This window comes from Rhodococcus sp. 05-2254-5, assembly GCF_002258575.1.
Lineage (GTDB): Bacteria > Actinomycetota > Actinomycetes > Mycobacteriales > Mycobacteriaceae > Rhodococcoides > Rhodococcoides fascians.
This window is the reverse complement of sequence record NZ_NOZG01000029.1, coordinates 623762-640144: the sequence shown is the minus strand read 5'-3', so window position 1 is coordinate 640144 and position 16383 is coordinate 623762. Positions and strand designations below refer to the sequence as shown.

16 protein-coding genes are annotated in these 16383 nt (G+C 64.7%); 10 read left to right on the top strand and 6 right to left on the bottom strand.

The window, feature by feature from the left end:
• Positions 1–14 precede the first annotated feature (14 nt).
• On the bottom strand, positions 15–896 hold the full coding sequence (locus tag CH278_RS22580; protein WP_094622854.1) for an alpha/beta fold hydrolase: 882 nt from the start codon (positions 894–896) through the stop codon (positions 15–17).
• 86 nt (positions 897–982) lie between these two features.
• Here CH278_RS22580 and CH278_RS22575 point away from each other — a divergent pair, with 86 nt between their 5' ends.
• Entirely contained in the window at positions 983–1498 is a 516-nt protein-coding gene (locus CH278_RS22575; RefSeq protein WP_094622853.1) for a CGNR zinc finger domain-containing protein, read from the top strand.
• A 190-nt stretch (positions 1499–1688) separates the two neighbouring features.
• Here CH278_RS22575 and CH278_RS22570 read toward each other — a convergent pair whose 3' ends face one another.
• Entirely contained in the window at positions 1689–2834 is a 1146-nt protein-coding gene (locus CH278_RS22570; RefSeq protein WP_027494415.1) for an NADH:flavin oxidoreductase, read from the bottom strand.
• A gap of 64 nt (positions 2835–2898) precedes the next feature.
• Between CH278_RS22570 and CH278_RS22565 the strand changes: the two genes are divergently transcribed.
• The 4 genes from CH278_RS22565 to CH278_RS22550 all read left to right on the top strand — a co-directional run bounded on the left by CH278_RS22565 (position 2899) and on the right by CH278_RS22550 (position 6856).
• On the top strand, positions 2899–3720 hold the full coding sequence (locus tag CH278_RS22565) for a sulfurtransferase (RefSeq protein WP_094622852.1): 822 nt from the start codon (positions 2899–2901) through the stop codon (positions 3718–3720).
• A gap of 72 nt (positions 3721–3792) precedes the next feature.
• Complete coding sequence (locus CH278_RS22560) at positions 3793–4620, top strand: SDR family oxidoreductase (protein ID WP_027494413.1); 828 nt, start codon at positions 3793–3795, stop codon at positions 4618–4620.
• A 62-nt stretch (positions 4621–4682) separates the two neighbouring features.
• Complete coding sequence (locus CH278_RS22555; protein ID WP_239536539.1) at positions 4683–5828, top strand: acyl-CoA dehydrogenase family protein; 1146 nt, start codon at positions 4683–4685, stop codon at positions 5826–5828.
• A gap of 44 nt (positions 5829–5872) precedes the next feature.
• Positions 5873–6856 carry an ABC transporter substrate-binding protein gene (locus CH278_RS22550; protein WP_080733271.1) on the top strand — a complete coding sequence of 328 codons (984 nt, stop codon included), beginning with the start codon at positions 5873–5875 and terminating at the stop codon, positions 6854–6856.
• On the opposite strand, the gene CH278_RS28160 is transcribed toward CH278_RS22550, so the two are convergent.
• Both CH278_RS28160 and CH278_RS22540 read right to left on the bottom strand, forming a co-directional pair.
• A complete protein-coding gene (locus tag CH278_RS28160) occupies positions 6853–7881 on the bottom strand; it encodes a TIGR03086 family metal-binding protein (protein WP_094622851.1) in 1029 nt (342 codons plus the stop codon). The genes CH278_RS22550 and CH278_RS28160 overlap by 4 nt on opposite strands.
• Entirely contained in the window at positions 7878–8234 is a 357-nt protein-coding gene (locus CH278_RS22540; protein WP_032364507.1) for an ArsR/SmtB family transcription factor, read from the bottom strand. Before CH278_RS22540 ends, CH278_RS28160 begins: the two co-directional genes overlap by 4 nt.
• Positions 8235–8383: 149 nt before the next feature.
• Here CH278_RS22540 and CH278_RS22535 point away from each other — a divergent pair, with 149 nt between their 5' ends.
• The 5 genes from CH278_RS22535 to CH278_RS22515 all read left to right on the top strand — a co-directional run bounded on the left by CH278_RS22535 (position 8384) and on the right by CH278_RS22515 (position 13158).
• Complete coding sequence (locus tag CH278_RS22535) at positions 8384–8983, top strand: DJ-1/PfpI family protein (protein ID WP_094622850.1); 600 nt, start codon at positions 8384–8386, stop codon at positions 8981–8983.
• Complete coding sequence (locus CH278_RS22530) at positions 8980–9444, top strand: MarR family winged helix-turn-helix transcriptional regulator (RefSeq protein WP_094622849.1); 465 nt, start codon at positions 8980–8982, stop codon at positions 9442–9444. Before CH278_RS22535 ends, CH278_RS22530 begins: the two co-directional genes overlap by 4 nt.
• 7 nt (positions 9445–9451) lie before the next feature.
• On the top strand, positions 9452–10705 hold the full coding sequence (locus CH278_RS22525) for a hypothetical protein (RefSeq protein ID WP_094622848.1): 1254 nt from the start codon (positions 9452–9454) through the stop codon (positions 10703–10705).
• Positions 10706–10728: 23 nt separating this feature from the next.
• Complete coding sequence (locus tag CH278_RS22520) at positions 10729–11733, top strand: aldo/keto reductase family protein (protein WP_094622847.1); 1005 nt, start codon at positions 10729–10731, stop codon at positions 11731–11733.
• A gap of 63 nt (positions 11734–11796) precedes the next feature.
• On the top strand, positions 11797–13158 hold the full coding sequence (locus CH278_RS22515) for an NAD(P)/FAD-dependent oxidoreductase (protein ID WP_052053288.1): 1362 nt from the start codon (positions 11797–11799) through the stop codon (positions 13156–13158).
• Positions 13159–13211: 53 nt separating this feature from the next.
• Here the strand turns inward: CH278_RS22515 and CH278_RS22510 are convergent, their stop codons facing one another.
• Both CH278_RS22510 and CH278_RS22505 read right to left on the bottom strand, forming a co-directional pair.
• Positions 13212–15053 (bottom strand): flavin-containing monooxygenase, encoded by a 1842-nt coding sequence (locus tag CH278_RS22510; protein WP_094622846.1) that lies wholly within the window; start codon positions 15051–15053, stop codon positions 13212–13214.
• 92 nt (positions 15054–15145) lie between these two features.
• Entirely contained in the window at positions 15146–16261 is a 1116-nt protein-coding gene (locus tag CH278_RS22505; RefSeq protein ID WP_032388273.1) for a hypothetical protein, read from the bottom strand.
• Positions 16262–16383: the final 122 nt, after the last annotated feature.

Genomic DNA, 16383 nt, shown 5'->3' with positions numbered 1-16383 from the left:
GAACAAGTTCTCTATCAGGCTGCGTGTCGCGCCCCGGAAGATCGGTGCAGGAAGGTGGTGATCAGGGTGGCGACGTCGTCGAGGTGGCTTTCGAGGAGGAAGTGGCCCCCGTCCAGTAGATGAATTTCCGCGTCGGGGAGATCGCGCAGGAACGCGCGCGCACCGTCGGGTCCGAAGATCTCGTCGTTTTTGCCCCAGACAGCAAGGAGCGGGGGACGACAATCGCGAAAGTAGCGCTGCACCGCGGGATACAGGCGGACGTTGGTCGGATAGTCGGCGAACAGCCGCAGTTGGATCTCGTCGATGCCGGGGCGGGTGAGTAGCGCGTGGTCGTGGATCCAAGCGTCGGGACTCAGGAGCGTCGAATCGGAGACACCGTGGACGTACTGCCATCGGACCGCGTCCAGTTCGAGTGCTTCGCGCAGCGGAGCCGCGGTTTCCGGTGTGCGGTTATTCGCGTAGGTCCATAGAGGAGCCCAGAACGAGTCGACGAACCCTTCCTCGTAGGCATTTCCGTTCTGAGTGACGATGGCGGTGATGCGATCGGGATGGCTGAGGGCGAGACGCCATCCGACGGGTGCGCCGTAGTCCTGGGTGTAGATCGCGTACCGGGCGAGACCCAGCTGCTCGAGGAGGTGATCGGTCACCGCGGTGAGCGTGTCGAAGGTGTAGTCGAAGTTGTCGACGGATGGAGCTGACGAGTATCCGAAGCCGATGAGGTCGGGTGCGATCACGTGAAAATGCTTGCCCAACAACGGGATGAGGTGGCGGAACATGAAAGAGCTCGAGGGTGTTCCGTGCAGCAGCACGATGGTGGGATCGGCGGGATTGCCGGCCTCGCGGTAGAAGACTTCGAGTCCGTCGACGGTGGTGGTGTGGTGATGAACGGCGACCATGAATAACCCCTATAGGTAGTTGATGTGGTTACTCCCATGACGGAACCACACTGGCCGTAACCTGTCAAGCGGTCTATGATGGTTACATGGACACCGCGGAAGCACGGGCGATCGATGAGGCACTGCTGATCGACCTGCTCAACACCACACCGGTCGTGGATGATCAGCCGATCGATCTCCTGGCGGGCGACGCCGACGGCCGAGACTGGCTGAGTGCACGCGGCGGGACCGGAAGCGCCGAGGAGCTTCGGGTATGTCGCGCTGTGCGTGACGACCTTCAGCGGGTGGTGCGGGGTGAGGCGTCACCGTCGTCGCTGAGAACGTACTTGGAGGGCCTCTCGCGGGTGCCGGTGCTGACCGATGACGCGCTGGACTGGAATCTGCAGGTGGCCGAGGATCGCCGACTGGCTGCGCGAATAGTGCTGGCCTGGGCGGAGATTCGTGAGACTATTCCCGGCGCACTGCGTCCGTGTGCGAATGACGAGTGCCGCCTGTTTCTCCTGGATCGCTCCCGTGCGGGCACCGCGCGGTGGTGTTCGATGGCCACGTGTGGCAACAAGATGAAGGCCCGACGGCACCGTGCTCGGGCAGCGGGCGACTGATTGTCGCGCGCCGCAGCGGGCGCAGGGCGATCGCCCTCGTCGCGAACATTCTGCTGGCCGGCGCGGGGTGTGCCGTCTCCTGCTCGGGCGCAACACGCGAGCCCACGACCGACCGATCGTGGGCTCGTCGTGCAGGAGGTGAGAGTCGCCCTCGGGCGCTAGGACCCGAGGGCGACCAGGGCTGGGGGTGTCAGACCAGGTTCCGAATGTGGTCGCGCGTGAATTCGATGCGCTCGTCGACGCGGCCGTCGCCGACCTTGTTCACCCACTCCGGATCGGAGAGCAGCGCCCGTCCGACGGCCACCAGGTCGAACTCGCCGTCCTGGAACTGACCGGCCAACGCGTCCAGTCCCGTCACACCGGAGGCCGCGTCCTCCGACCATGCCGAGGTGAACACCGAATCGAGGCCCACGGAGCCGACGGTGATGGTCGGAACGCCGGTGAGCTTGCGCGTCCAACCGGCCAGACCGAGCTTGCCGTCCACTCCGTCCAGTTCGGGGAATGCCGGATCCCAGTGCCGACGAGTCGAAGCATGCAGTACGTCCACGCCTGCGTCGACCAGCGGCGTGAGGACGCGATCGAGTTCGGCCGGGTTCTCTGCGAGTCGAGCGTCGAAGTGGTTGCTCTTCCACTGCGAGAAGCGGTACACGATGGCAAAGTCCTCACCCACCGCGGCGCGGATCGCGGCGACAACCTGTGCGGGGAAGCGGGTGCGGGCCTCGAGAGATCCGCCGAATTCATCGTCACGCACATTGGTTGTTGCCCAGAGGAACTCGTCGAGGAGATAGCCGTGAGCGCCGTGCAATTCCAGGCCGTCGAAGCCGGTGTTCTTCGCGTTGACGGCAGCCTGAACCCAGTGCGAGGTCAGTTCGTCGAGATCGGCGTCGGTGAAGGCGCGCCCGACCGAGGAGCCGTCGAGAGCGATGCCGGACGGGCTGACGGTGGTGACGTCGGGGAACAGGCGTGGCTCGGTGCCGCGCTCGACCCCCAGGTGCCACAGCTGCGGGATGATCGCGCTGCCCTCGGCGTGGACCGCATCGACGACGCCCTTCCATCCTTCGAGGCTGGCGTCGCCGTAGATCCGCGGTACGCGGGTGTGCGGTCCTGCGGCGGGGTCGGGGATATACGTGCCCTCGGTGATGATGAGGCCGGTGCCGCCTGCTGCACGTTTGCGGTAGTACTCCGCCACGTCCGGGCCGGGGATGCCGTCGGGCGAGAACGCCCTCGTCATCGGGGCCATCGCGAAGCGGTTACGCAGCTTCAGCGACTTGACCTCGAACGGCTCGAAGAGCCCGGCGGTGGACAGGTGCGGTGTTGTCGTTGCAGTTTCGGTCACGCCTGCGCACAACCTGGCCGGAGTCCGAGCTATTCCCCCTCCCGGACTGTAGCGTCGAAACATTATGAGCCAGTCGCCGCTGATATCAGCTTCCGAATTGCACGGTCTGTTCGAGATGGGTCGCGGCCCAGTGGTCCTGGACATTCGGTGGACCCTCCAAAACGGTAGCGACAGAGCAGGTTACGAGGCGGGGCACATCCCGACCGCGCAATTCGTCGACCTCGGTACGGAACTGGCGGCACCGCCAGACGATCGTGGTCGCCATCCGCTGCCCGATGCGGACACGTTCGTCGCGGCGATGCGGGGAGCCGGAGTCGGCGACGATTCCGCGGTGGTGGTCTACGACGCGGGGCCGGCAACTGCGGCTGCGCGGGCCTGGTGGTTGCTCCGCTACTTCGGTCACCGGGATGTGCGCGTCCTCGACGGCGGGTTCGCGCGATGGGTCGACGAGGGTTATTCCGTCGGCACCGAGCCCTCGATCGTGGCGGCCGGATCGTTCACGGCGCGGCCACCGCTGGCCCGGGTCCTCGAGGTCGAGGACGTGCTGGCCTTCGCCCGCGAGAACGTCCTGCTCGACGCCCGCGCACCCGAACGATTCCGCGGCGAGGTCGAGCCAGTCGATCCGGTGGCCGGCCACATCCCCGGGGCGGTCAACAGGCCGACGACCGACAATGTCGATTCCTACGGGCGCTTCCTGCCCCCGGAGGTACTCGATGGCGCATTCGGTGGACTCGTGCCGAAGGGAAAGGACGTCGCCGTCTACTGCGGCTCGGGCGTGACCGCTGCACATCAGGTTCTCGCACTGGAGTTGGCAGGTATCGACGCCGCGTTGTATCCCGGCTCGTGGTCGGGTTGGATCACCGATCCGACGCGGCCGAGGGCGTGACACACCAGCGATGAGCAGGCAGTTCATCGAACCAGGGTTGAACTTGAATCTGACTTCAACTATACCTGGGGAATGAAGGTTGCAGGCAAGGTCGCCATCGTCACCGGAGGTGGTGGCGGAATCGGCGGAGCCATCGCCGCCAGACTCACCGAACACGGAGCCCGCGTCGTCGTCTCCGATGTCGACGAGTCCACGGCCCGATCCGTGGTCGACGCCATCGAGCGAGACCGGCCGGGCACAGCCGTCGCTGCCGCGGCCGACGCGTCGGACATCGGGGATATCGAGCGGCTGATCGCGGTCGCCGAAGAGTCGTTCGGTCCGGTCGATCTGTATTTCGCAAACGCCGGCATCAGTGGTGCCCCCGGGCTCGACGCCAGCGAACAGGACTGGGACCTGTCCTTCGACGTCAATGTGCGCGCACACATCCGCGCTGCGCAGCTGTTGGTGCCCGGTTGGCTCGAACGTGGTGAGGGCTACTTCGTCAGTACGGCCTCGGCAGCCGGCTTGCTCACCCAGATCGGTTCCGCGACATACGCGACGACCAAGCATGCTGCGGTCGGGTTCGCCGAATGGCTCAACGTCACCTACGGCAATCGGGGCATTCGCGTCAGCTGCCTGTGCCCGATGGGCGTCAATACCAAGCTGCTCTACGAAGGCCGCGAATCGGGAGATGCCTTGGGAGCGGCCGCAACTGCCGCGGTACTGAGCGCGGGCGCTGTGCTCGAGCCGCTCGACGTCGCCGACGTGGTGCTCGACGCGATGGACCGGGAGCAGTTCCTGATCCTGCCCCACGAGAACGTACTGGACATGTACCGCAACAAAGGTGCCGATTACGACCGGTGGTTGCGCGGCATGCGCCGCTACCAGGACAGCTTGCTCGACAACCAACAGGGGAACTGAACGTGGCATTTTTCGAGACCAGCGACCGCGCAAAGAAGTACGAGTCGGATCTGTTGGAGTTCATGGACTCTCACGTCTATCCGGCGGAGGCGGTGTACGAGCAGCAGATGCTCGAAGCCGGGGACCCGCACTTCCATCCCCCGATTCTCGAGGACCTGAAGAAGGAAGCGCGCTCGCGTGGACTGTGGAATCTGTTCCATCCGCACCCCGAGTGGGGCCCCGGCCTGACCAACCTCGAATATGCCCCGCTGGCCGAGATCATGGGCCGCAGCCTGCTCGCCCCCGAAGCCTGCAACTGCAACGCACCCGATACCGGCAACATGGAGGTGTTCACCCTCTTCGGTACCGACGAGCACAAAGAGAAGTACCTGAAGCCGTTGCTGGACGGCAAGATTCGTTCGGCCTTCGCGATGACCGAGCCCGACGTCGCCAGTTCCGATGCCACCAACATCGCGATGAAGATGGACCGCGACGGCGACGACTTCATCCTGAACGGGCGCAAATGGTGGACGTCGAACGCGATGCACAAGAACTGCAAGGTTCTGATCGTCATGGGCAAGACCGACCCTGAGGCAGCAACGCACCGGCAGCAGTCGATGCTCGTCGTGCCCATCGATGCGCCCGGCGTCACCGTGCTGCGCAACCTGCCCGTCTTCGGCTACGTCGACCGCGAAGGGCACGCCGAGGTGCTCTTCGAGGACGTGCGGGTGCCGGCGAAGGACGTGCTGAAGGGGCCGGGTGAGGGGTTTGCGATCAGTCAGGCTCGACTGGGGCCCGGCCGCATCCACCACGCGATGCGGACCATCGGTGTTGCGGAGCGAGCGCTCGAATTGCTCTGTCGCCGTGCGGTTTCACGGGTGACCTTCGGCAAGCCGGTCGCCATGCGTGCGAACATCCAGGACTGGATCGCCGAGGCGCGCATCGAGATCGAGAAGACGCGGCTGCTGACGTTCAAGGCCGCCTACCTGATGGACACCGTCGGAAACAAGGAAGCACGCACCGAGATCGCCGCGATCAAGGTCGCTGCGCCCGAGATGGCGCTGAAGATCATCGACCGCGCCATTCAGGTGCACGGCGGCGGCGGAGTCAGCAACGACTTCCCGCTCGCCATGATGTACGCACACGTGCGGACGCTGCGGCTCGCCGACGGTCCCGACGAGGTGCACAAGATGTCCATCGCGAAGATGGAGCTGCGCAAGTACATGTGAACGTAGCTCACCCCAGGAAGGCAAGGCTGTGCTAATTTCTGCCGATGACAAGGACCTTCCTGGGGTGCGCCTTTGCCGTCGCCACGGCCCTGACGCTGGCATCGTGCAGCAGTAACACCGCTGACGACGCCGGCTCCGACACCCGCAGCGTCACCGTCGACACACTCGCCGGACCCACGCAGATCACGGGAACGCCACAGCGCATCGTCGCATTCGGGCAGCAGTGGGTGGACGCGCTGCTCGAATTCGACGTGCAACCCGTCGGGTATGTCTCCGCCGGATCGAACGGCGACGAACGCGGGCTCTACCCCTGGCAGTCCGCAGTGGATACGGATGCCCAGATGCTCGACTCGGCCGCCGTCGATCAGATGGGGGCTTCGGTGCCGACCGAGCAGATCGCGGCGCTACAGCCCGACCTGATCCTGCTGTCGGGGATACCGTCGATAGAGCCGTACAAGAGCTTGTCCGACGTCGCGCCCACGATATTTCCGAAGGCGGAGAAGGTCGAGACGTGGGAATCGCAGATCGAGACGCTCGGGCGGGTGCTCGATCGCGAGGACGATGCACAGAGCATCATCGACGAGGGGCATGCCGTCACCGATGGCATCCGTCAGCAGTACCCGGCGCTCGACGGTAAGTCGGCTGTGTTGTCGCAGTTCGTTTTCGACAGTCAGCAGCTTGCGGTCGTCGCCGACCCGGAGGACGGTGCCGCGAAGGTCTTCGACAGCATCGGACTCGACGTCCCGCAGGATTTGGTGAACTCGCCCGACATCTCTCACGGCCGGATCGTGCTGAGCCCCGAACGGCTGGACGTTCTCACCGCAGACCTCGTGGTCATTCTCCCCAACGGCGGCACGCGCGAAGACCTCGAACAACTTCCGGGGTTCACCAGCCTGCCCGCGGCGACCGGCGGCGGAGTTGCCGTCGTCGACTACGCGACGGTGGTGGGATTCAATACACCATCGAAAGCGTCGGTCGAGTTCTCGCTGAACAAGATTCGTCCGCAGCTCGAGGCTGTGGGTACCTAACTCTTGGGTGACCAGGACGGGTCGCGTCCGATGAAGGCCATCAACCTGTGCTGGGCGGACGCGTTGTCGTCGACGTCGACGGCGGGGCCGAACTGCCCGCTCGCGCGGAGCACGCGGTCCATCGGTTTCATGGCGATCAGCGCTGCGGCGCAACGCTCTTCGCCGAGATCGGGTTCGCGTCCCAGGGCTTTGGCCAAGTCCCAGGTGTGCATCCACACATCAGCGGTATAGAACCGGTCGATCGCGTCTTCGACCGGCATGTCGCCGATGTGCGGATTGCTCGGGATGCGGCCCGCGGGGGCGTCGAGAATGGCTTGGATGTCGGCGACGTGTCGCGCCCACCCGGCGGCAGGGTCGCGCGCCACGTCGAGCTCGGAGAGTTCGACACCCTCGACACCGCCGAGGAAACCACGTGACCAACCGACGAGATGTTCGACGACACCCAGCGCGTTCCACTCCGGTACCGGACTGGGCCGAGACCACGCGTCCCCGGAAACGGAATCGACCAACGCCGTGAACGCGGCAGCGTCCCGTGCATGCTGTGCAGCCGGTCCCGTCAACAGTGCATCGAGTTTCTCGTAACCCTCCCTGACTCCCACATCCATTCCGCTGGAGAGCATCCCGTCTCGGGTTGCGAAGTCGGACAGGACGCTCAACACCCTCAATCGCGTACCGCCGTCGTCGCGGGCCCCGAAAGCCATGGTCTCGAGGGCGACCGAATCCGGATCGCCTTCGTAGGTGAAGGTCCACACGATCCGCTCGTTCGCGCGAACCTCGTGGAAGCTGCCGAAGAACGACGCGATCTCTTCGCCGTCGCGGTCGTTCGCGAACGACCATGCGCCGCCGGTTCGTGCGTCCCACGCGATGATTCGCGTCGTCACCGACCGTGGGCCTACCCACTGCCGATACAGATCGGGGTCGACGTGTGCGCGGAACACCTGCTCGGGCGACGCGTCGAACTGCCTGATGATCTCGATGGTGGGTACTTTGTCGTCCGCTACTATCTCGGTTTCGTGCTCGTTCATGACACGTCCTTCTGAGAGTCGTCTTGTGTTACAACGTGATCCAGCAGGTCGTCGAGACGTCGGTAGCGCTGCTCGGCCTCCTGGCGGTAACGCTCGATCCACTTCGCCATCAGTCCGAACACCTCTGCATCCAAATGCACCGGTCTGCGCTGGGCGTCTTTGCTGCGCGTCACCAGCCCGGCGTCTTCGAGCACCTTCACGTGCTTGGAGACTGCCTGCAGGCTCATGTCGTACGGCTCGGCCAGTTCGCTGACGTTGGCGTCGGCACCCGCAAGCCGAGCAACCATGTCACGCCGAGTGGGGTCCGCCAACGCTGCAAAGGTTCGATTGAGCTGCTCGATACGGTCGTCCATGGTCACCCACCTCCTCGAATACAGCCAAGATATGCCCCTCGAGCTGCGTAGTCAACCAATTGGTTTATAAGATTCGTGGAAGGGTTGACAGCCTGCTGTCTTGCGCGCAGCATTGACAGCATCCTGTCAATCGATGTGAGGACCGTTCCATGATCACCGTTGCGCTGTATGCCACCGACACCATGGCCGATTGGGAGTACGGCTACCTCATCGCCGGGCTCACGATGGCCCGCGAGCAGAATCCCGACGCCAACCGGTTGCTCGTCGCATCGGAGTCGGGGGAGGCGGTGACGACGATGGGCGGCCTGAGGATTACCCCCGACGTTGCGTTGGCCGATCTTCCGCCCGTCGACGCGCTGATCCTGCCCGGTGCCGGCACGTGGGAATCCGCCAACGGGGCGGCGTTGGAACTGGCCGCCGAACTTGTTGCGGCGGGCACTCCGGTCGCAGCAATCTGCGGGGCAACCTACGGGCTGGCTCGGACCGGCCTGCTCGACGACCGGCCACATACCTCGAATGCCGCCGAATTCCTCACTCAGGCTGCGGAATACCGCGGAGCAGAGCGTTACCGCGAGGAGAAGGCAGTGTCCGACGGCACCGTCATCACCGCGGGAGCGACCGCACCGATCGAGTTCGCCAAGCTGGTGTTCGAGCGCCTGGAGGTGTTCCCGCAGCCCATCATCGACGCTTGGTACGGGCTCTACACGACGGGGGAGCGCAGATTCTACGACCAGCTGACGGGCGCATGAGCCGACGAACGCCGGAGGGAGATGCGCTCACCGAGGTGGTCCTGCCGGTCTTCGAGCTCAACGGCGAATTCCTCGCTGCCGCACAGGACATCACCGAACCGACAGGATTGACGCCGGCCTGGTGGCAGGTTCTCGGGGCCACTCTCGACGAGCCGCTCTCGGTGGCCGATATTGCGCGACGCGTCGGTCTGGGTTTGGCGCGGCAGAGTGTGCAACGAACCGCAAACCTGTTGGTGGACAGGGGCTGGGCCGTCTACAGCGAAAACCCGAACCACAAGCGAGCGAAGCTCCTCGAGCCCACCCCGAAGGGGCGCGAGACCGTAGCCGCTCTGCGAGATGCTCAACACGCGTGGTCGGACGCGGTGGGTGCCGCGGTGGGTGAGGACGAATTGCGTTCTTTTGCACAGACTTTGGAGAAGATTGTTGCGGCATCCCGCACCTATCGGGCTGGCCGTGCATAATTCGGGGATGTCATCGCTCGCGATCGTTCTTTCCGGCCTCCTGGCCGGTTTGCTCTCGCAATCCGACGGGGTCGATATCTTCGGCGACACCAGCGTCGGGGGTGTGGTGTTCTCCAGCGGCGGAGGGGGAGTCGCCGTAGCAGTGATTCTGGCGTCGGGTCTGGCTATGCTCGTCCGTCGGCGCAGTATTTTGGCCGGCCTGTCCATCGCTGCGGCCACTGGCGCCGGGGTGACGGCACTGATGATGCCCTCCGGCCTCGCCGAGCTGGTGGCAGGCGGAGTTCTGTTGGGATGCACTGCAGTACGGGCGAACGGTGTACGAGCTCGGCAAGCACTGTCGATCGGGTCGTTCCTCGTCGGACTACTCAGTGCAGGCGCGGTCGAGGCCTTGCAGCATCCGAGTATCCCGCGTCGCTACGCCGACTACCTCACCGAATCCGATATCGGTCCGCCGGTGGTCGTTCCGGTGCTGTGCGTACTGGTCGTAATTGCAGTGGCCTGGGCAGCTCGTGTCGACCGCAGCGACGACCATGTGCCACCGGAACGGAGCATCCGCACGGTCGGGGCAATACTACTGATCTCGATCGGTGGCTTGCTGCTCAATATGTTGTTCGTGCAGATGCTGTTTCGAGCTGAAGACGGCTTCGGTGGAAGCTGGTACTTCGGCCTCGTCGTCGTACCAGTGTTGTTCGGTGCTGCCGCTCTGCTACCGGGTCGCGGAGGCATTCTTGTGCTCGCCGGGACAGCCGTGTTGCTCACCTCGACCACCACCGCTGGGGTGGGCATCGATGTGTCGGACGGTATCTGGGTGCTCGGGCTCGTGGCGATCACGGCAGTTGCGGTGACAGTGGGCGCGGCACTCGGGCTGCGCTGGGGTCGACCGATCGTCGGCTTGGCGACCCTGGCGGTGGTGTGTACGACCGCGCTGTTCGAGCGCCCCCCGTGGGACAACGTGCACTACGCGGCAAGTCTGGTGATCTTCCCGGCCGCTGCGGCCTATCTGTACGTGGCGTGCACGCCGGCTACTACCACTCCCTCGACCCCCACGCCCTTGACCATCGGCCTCGCGGTACCGGTGGCGATCACGGTGCCGATGGTCGTCACCTACGGTTGGACGGCGTACACGCCGCTCACATCCGCCCTCCACCACTCGACGTGGCCCAGTGCAGAGCTGTGGCTCTCGACGGGCGGGGCAGTGGCGACGGTGGTCCTCGCAGGCGTCGGGACGCGGTTCCTCGGTCGTCGGCCACTTGTGAATTGAACACCGGAGTACCGTTTTCTTACATGGCTTACAGATACCTCGGAAACAGTGGACTGAAGATTTCGGAGATCACCTACGGCAATTGGTTGACCCATGGTTCGCAGGTGGAGAACGCCATCGCGACCCAGTGCGTGCGTGCGGCTCTCGATGCAGGCATCACCACATTCGATACCGCCGATGTCTACGCCAACGGGGCTGCGGAAACGGTCCTCGGTGACGCATTGAAGGGCGAGCGCCGCGAATCGCTGGAGATCTTCACCAAGGTCTACTTCCCCGTCGGACCCAAGGGTCCCAACGACACCGGACTCTCACGCAAACACATCTTCGAAGGCATCGATGCCTCGCTGCGTCGGCTCGGTACCGACTACGTCGATCTCTACCAGGCCCACCGCTACGACGTCGAGACCCCGCTCGAAGAGACCATCGCCGCGTTCGGCGACGTCGTCCGTCAGGGCAAGGCCCTCTACATCGGCGTCTCGGAGTGGACGGCAGATCAGCTCCGCGCCGGCCAGGAACTGGCACGGCAGAACGGGTTCTCGATCATCTCGAACCAGCCGCAGTACTCGGCCTTGTGGCGCGTCATCGAGGATCAGGTGATCCCGACGTCCAAGGAACTCGGCATCTCGCAGATCGTCTGGTCGCCCATCGCTCAGGGCGTTCTCACCGGCAAGTACCTACCCGGACAACCGCTGCCCGACGGTTCGCGCGCCAAGGACGACAAGGGCGGCGACAAGATGATCGCGCGCTACCTCGACGATCAGACGCTCACCCGGGTGCAGGCACTCAAGCCGATCGCCGACGATCTCGGAATCACCATGGCGCAGTTGGCTGTTGCCTGGGTTCTGGCCAACGACAACATTTCCGCCGCGCTGGTCGGGGCATCGCGTCCCGAGCAGATCGCCGAGAACATCAAGGCGTCCGAGGTCACCCTGGACGCGGATGTACTCGCCAAGATCGACGAAGCCCTCGGCGATTCGGTCGAGCGTGATGCGGGCAAGACCGGCTCCCCGGAAGCCCGGTTGGTCTAGAAATTCGTCGACCGGTCCACGTTTGACGGGGCGGAGCTGCGGTACTCGGCGTTAATGTGAACCATGCGCTCACCACTCCGTAATCGCAGCACCGCCCCGGCTCCCGCATCCCCAGCCCGGGTGGTGGTGGTCGGCGGCGGGTTCGGCGGCTTCTACGCACTGCGCAAGATGCAGAAGCTGTTGGGCCCGGACCGCGCCTCGTTTACCCTGGTTGCGCCCAACGACTACCTGCTCTACAGCCCGTTGCTGCCCGAGGTGGCGACCGGCGTGCTGGATCCGCGGGACATCGCGGTGTCGACACGACAGACGTTGCGGCGCACCAAGTTGGTGCTGGGACACGTCACGTCCGTCGACTTCGAGAATCGACGCGTTCGCGTCGCCGGTCCCGACGGTGATTCGGACCTGGCCTGGGACAAGCTGATTCTGGCCCCGGGTTCGGTGACGAGGCAGTTCGACATCCCCGGTGTCGCCGAGCACGCACACGGTCTCAAGACCCTGAGCGAAGCGGTGTTCATTCGCAACCACGTGTTGAAGCAGTTGGATGCAGCCGACGAACTGCCCGACACGCCGGAGGGCCGCGCCGAACGCAAGGAACGGCTCACCGTCGTCGCTGTGGGAGCCGGCTATACGGGCACCGAATTCGTTGCGCAGATGCAGAATTCGATTCGCGGTATCGCTACCCGGTGGGCGACGGTCGACCCGTCGGACATTCGGTGGTTGCTCATCGACCTCGCGCCGGCGGTGCTGCCGGAACTGGGCGAGCGACTCGGCAAGGAAGCAATGGAAGTCCTCGCGGCTCGCGGCGTCGAGGTGCGTCTCGGGGTGTCGGTGGAATCGGCCACGGCGAACGCGGTGACGCTGACGGACGGCGACGTCGTACCGACACGCACCCTGGTGTGGGGAGCGGGCGTGGCTGCGAGCCCCCTCATCGCGCAACTCGACCTGCCGACCGAAAAGGGGCGGCTTGTGGTCAACCCCGACCTCACGGTCCCCGGCGTGGACGACGTCTGGGCCATCGGTGACGCGGCCGCGGTGCCCGATATCGCCGCCGACCCGTCGAAGCCGACGCCGCCCACCGCTCAGCACGCGCAGCGGCAGGGCACAGCGGTGGCCAAGAACGTCGCCGCGTCCCTCGGTGTCGGCACTGCTCGACCGTACCGACACAAGGATCTGGGACTGGTCGCCGACCTGGGCGGATTCGACGGTGTGGCAAAGCCTTTGGGCGTGCCCCTCACCGGACCCGTCGCGAAGTTCGTCGCCCGCGGTTATCACCTCTATGCCCTGCCCACCGCCTCCGCCCGGGTGCGCGTGGCCACCGATTGGCTGTACTCGACGGTGCTGTCCACCCGCGTGGTCAACCTCGATCAGGTGCGCTCCGAGGACGCGTTGATCGCCAAGGCGCAGGGGACCGGCGTGTACGACTAGGCAGCCATGTGCGCGGAAACTCGTAGCCCACTACGAGTTTCCGCGCACGACCGTCACCGAAGGTGATGCACCTCCTGCAGCCCGTAGACCGGGGTGTCGATGCCCTCGTAGCGCGCCTTGATCTGCAGCGCCAGGTACAGCGAATAGTGGCGTGACTGATGCAGATTGCCGCCGTGGAACCAGAAGTTCTCCTGCTGCGTCGGCTTCCACATGTTTCGCTGTTCGCCCTCCCACGGACCGGGATCCTTGGTGGTGTCCGAGCCCAGACCCCAGCACTTGCCCACCTTGTCGGCGGTCTCCTGGTCGATGAGATCGGCGACCCAGCCGTTCATCGAGCCGTAGCCGGTGGCGTAGACGATGAGGTCCGCCGGTAGTTCGGTCCCGTCCTCGAGTACGACGCCGGTCTTGCTGATCCGCTCCACCTGCCCGGCAACGAGTTTGATCTTGCCGTCCGCGACGAGCTCGGATGCGCCGACGTCGATGTAGTAGCCCGAGCCGCGGCGCAGGTACTTCATGAACAGGCCGGAACCGTCGTCACCGAAGTCGTGCTGGAAGCCTGCCTTCTCGAGGCGATCGTAGAAATCCTTGTCCTGCTCTGCGATCTGCTGATACACCGGGATCTGGAACTCGTGCATGATCCGGTACGGCAGCGACGCGAACGTGAGATCGGCCTTGGCCGTGGTCATTCCGGACTCCACCGCGCGCTCCGAGTAGAGATCGCCGAGAGCGATCTCGCACAACGAGTCCGACTTGACGATGTGTGTGGACGAGCGCTGCAGCATCGTGACGTCGACGCCCGTCTCGTACAGCGCCTTGCAGATGTCGTGCGCCGAGTTGTTGGAACCGACGACCACCACGCGCTTGCCGACATAGGCGTCGGGACCGGGGTGTTCGCTGGAATGGTGCTGCTCGCCCTCGAATTCGTCCATGCCGGGGAAGTTGGGCACGTTCTTCTTGCCGGACATCCCGGTGGCCATCACCAACTGCTTGGGCCGCAGGATCACTTCCTCGCCGTCGCGGTCGACGACGACTGTCCACTCCTTCGCGGCCTCGTCGTAGGTCGCGGACTTCGCGGTCGTCTTGGTCCAGTACGGAACCTCCATGACCTTGGTGTACATCTCGAGCCAATCGCCGATCTTGTCCTTCGGCGCGAACACCGGCCAGTTCGGCGGGAACGGCAGGTAGGGCAGATGGTCGTACCAGACCGGGTCGTGCAGGCACAGTGACTTGTATCGGCCACGCCACTGATCTCCGGGGCGCTCGGCACGGTCGACGACGATCGCCGGGACGCCGAGTTGACGGAACCGAGCACCGAGAGCGATGCCGCCCTGCCCGCCGCCGACGACGAGGACGTACGGCTGCACGCTGTAGCCGAGCTCCGTCTCTTCCATCTCCTTCTTCTCGGCCCAGTTCTGGGTGTCGGCATTCGAGCCGTGCACGGCACCCTTGATGCGGGACTTGCCCTGCCGCTCCTCGTATCCCTTGAGTTCTTGCATCGTCGTCAGCAGCGTCCACGCCACGTCGTCACCGGTCTCGGCGTCCGTCGTCAAACGCAGATGTCCCTTGCCGCGGCTCGTCGCCGTCTCGAATGCGATCCACGCCGAGACGACGCCGTCTGCTTCGTCGGGGGTCTCGGTGGTGTGAAATCCCGTCGGGTCGGTATCGGCGAGCCTCTCGCCCAGCATGTCGGCGACGCCGTCCCGGCCCTCGACCGTCTTGAGGTTCCAGGTGAACGTGACGAGATCGCGCCAGAAGCTGCTGACGGCGAACATGCCGGCAACACGAGGAATGTCCCGGGCGACCAGGGCGTCCTCGAACTGCGACAACCAGGCGTCGACCCGTTCCTGCGGGGTGTGCGTGCGGGTGATCGAGTCGGGCTCGATGGTCTGGGTCATGAAAACTCCTTGCGATGAAGAGGTGCCGTGTATGTGACCCAGCACACTCTCTTCGGATAGCCGGGTCGAGAGTTGCAATGCGTTGCAGCGGCTCATGCCGGTGACAGCTTCTTCAACCCCAACGACTGGAATCCGACGACGTAGATCAATGTCCACAGCACCAGCCAGTCGACGAAGCCCAGTGCGTTACCGGAGATCCCGGCAGCGACGACGGGTTCGTGGAGCACGTGCTCGGCAAGTACGTAGTAGTAGGCCAGGAACGTGCCGATGGCCAGCGCGAAAGTCAGTACTGCGCGTCCCGCCGCCGGGAAGCGATTACCGAAGCCGTTCGCCCAAAAGATCATCCAGAATGCCCAGCAGACTCCGATCTGTGCCGGGAACTGGTTGATCACAGTACCGAGTTCTGCGGTCGCTTCCGAGCCGACGAGTAGCTTCGCGAGCGGAACCATCAGGAAGTAGATCGCCGTGCCGAGCGCAGCGTTGCCGACGGTGGCCGCCAGTGCGGTCCGTCCGCCGCCGCCGGCCAATTTCCAGGGCCAGTTGTCCAGGGTTTGGCCGGTCAGGATCACCGAGACGACGATCGAGTAGAACCAGCCGAGTGCGGTGTCCACGGACATCAGGGGATCGGTGGCCGAGAGCGAGACCGACGGCAGTCCGAACACGAAGTACAACGCGAGGGTCGGGACGGCGACGAATGCGATCTCGCACAGCCCGATCAGCGGTTGCTTCATGCGCAGCACGGTCCACGGCCAGTGCTGCCAGTTGAGGACCACCATGACCCAAGTGCCGAATCCGAACAGCACGAACAGCGCTCCGGCGAAGTAGCCGAGCCCGCCCTCGCGAGAACCGGCGAAGTCCGGGTACAACGCCCCGAGGCCGCTGCCGAGGATCCAGGTGACGGCAACGGCGAACACCGCCGTCGAAGTCAGGATCGCGAGCCCGCGCATCGGTTGCTTCAGAGAGTCGAATCCGGCGAATTCACAATCGAATCCGATGAACACGATGAAGAGAATGGCCCAGAACAGCGCGGCGTTGAACGGCAGCGGATAGAAGTTCCAGGGACTGGTGGTGGGATCGGCCATCAGATACCAGGTAGCCAGCGATACCGCCGTGACCACGGCGAGGTTGGCCAGTCCGAATATGAGCCAGTTGCCCTGTGCTGATGCCGTTTTCGGCTCGTCGAGGGGTCGGTCTGCGGTTGCGGTCATGGGGGTCTCTTCTCGGTGGGTCGACAGGGTCGCCGTCACTATGAGCTGAATCACAGCCCACCGTCAGGGTTGCGGGAGGTTGCAGTGCGGCCGATTCGATGCAACGCACTGCAACCCTGTCG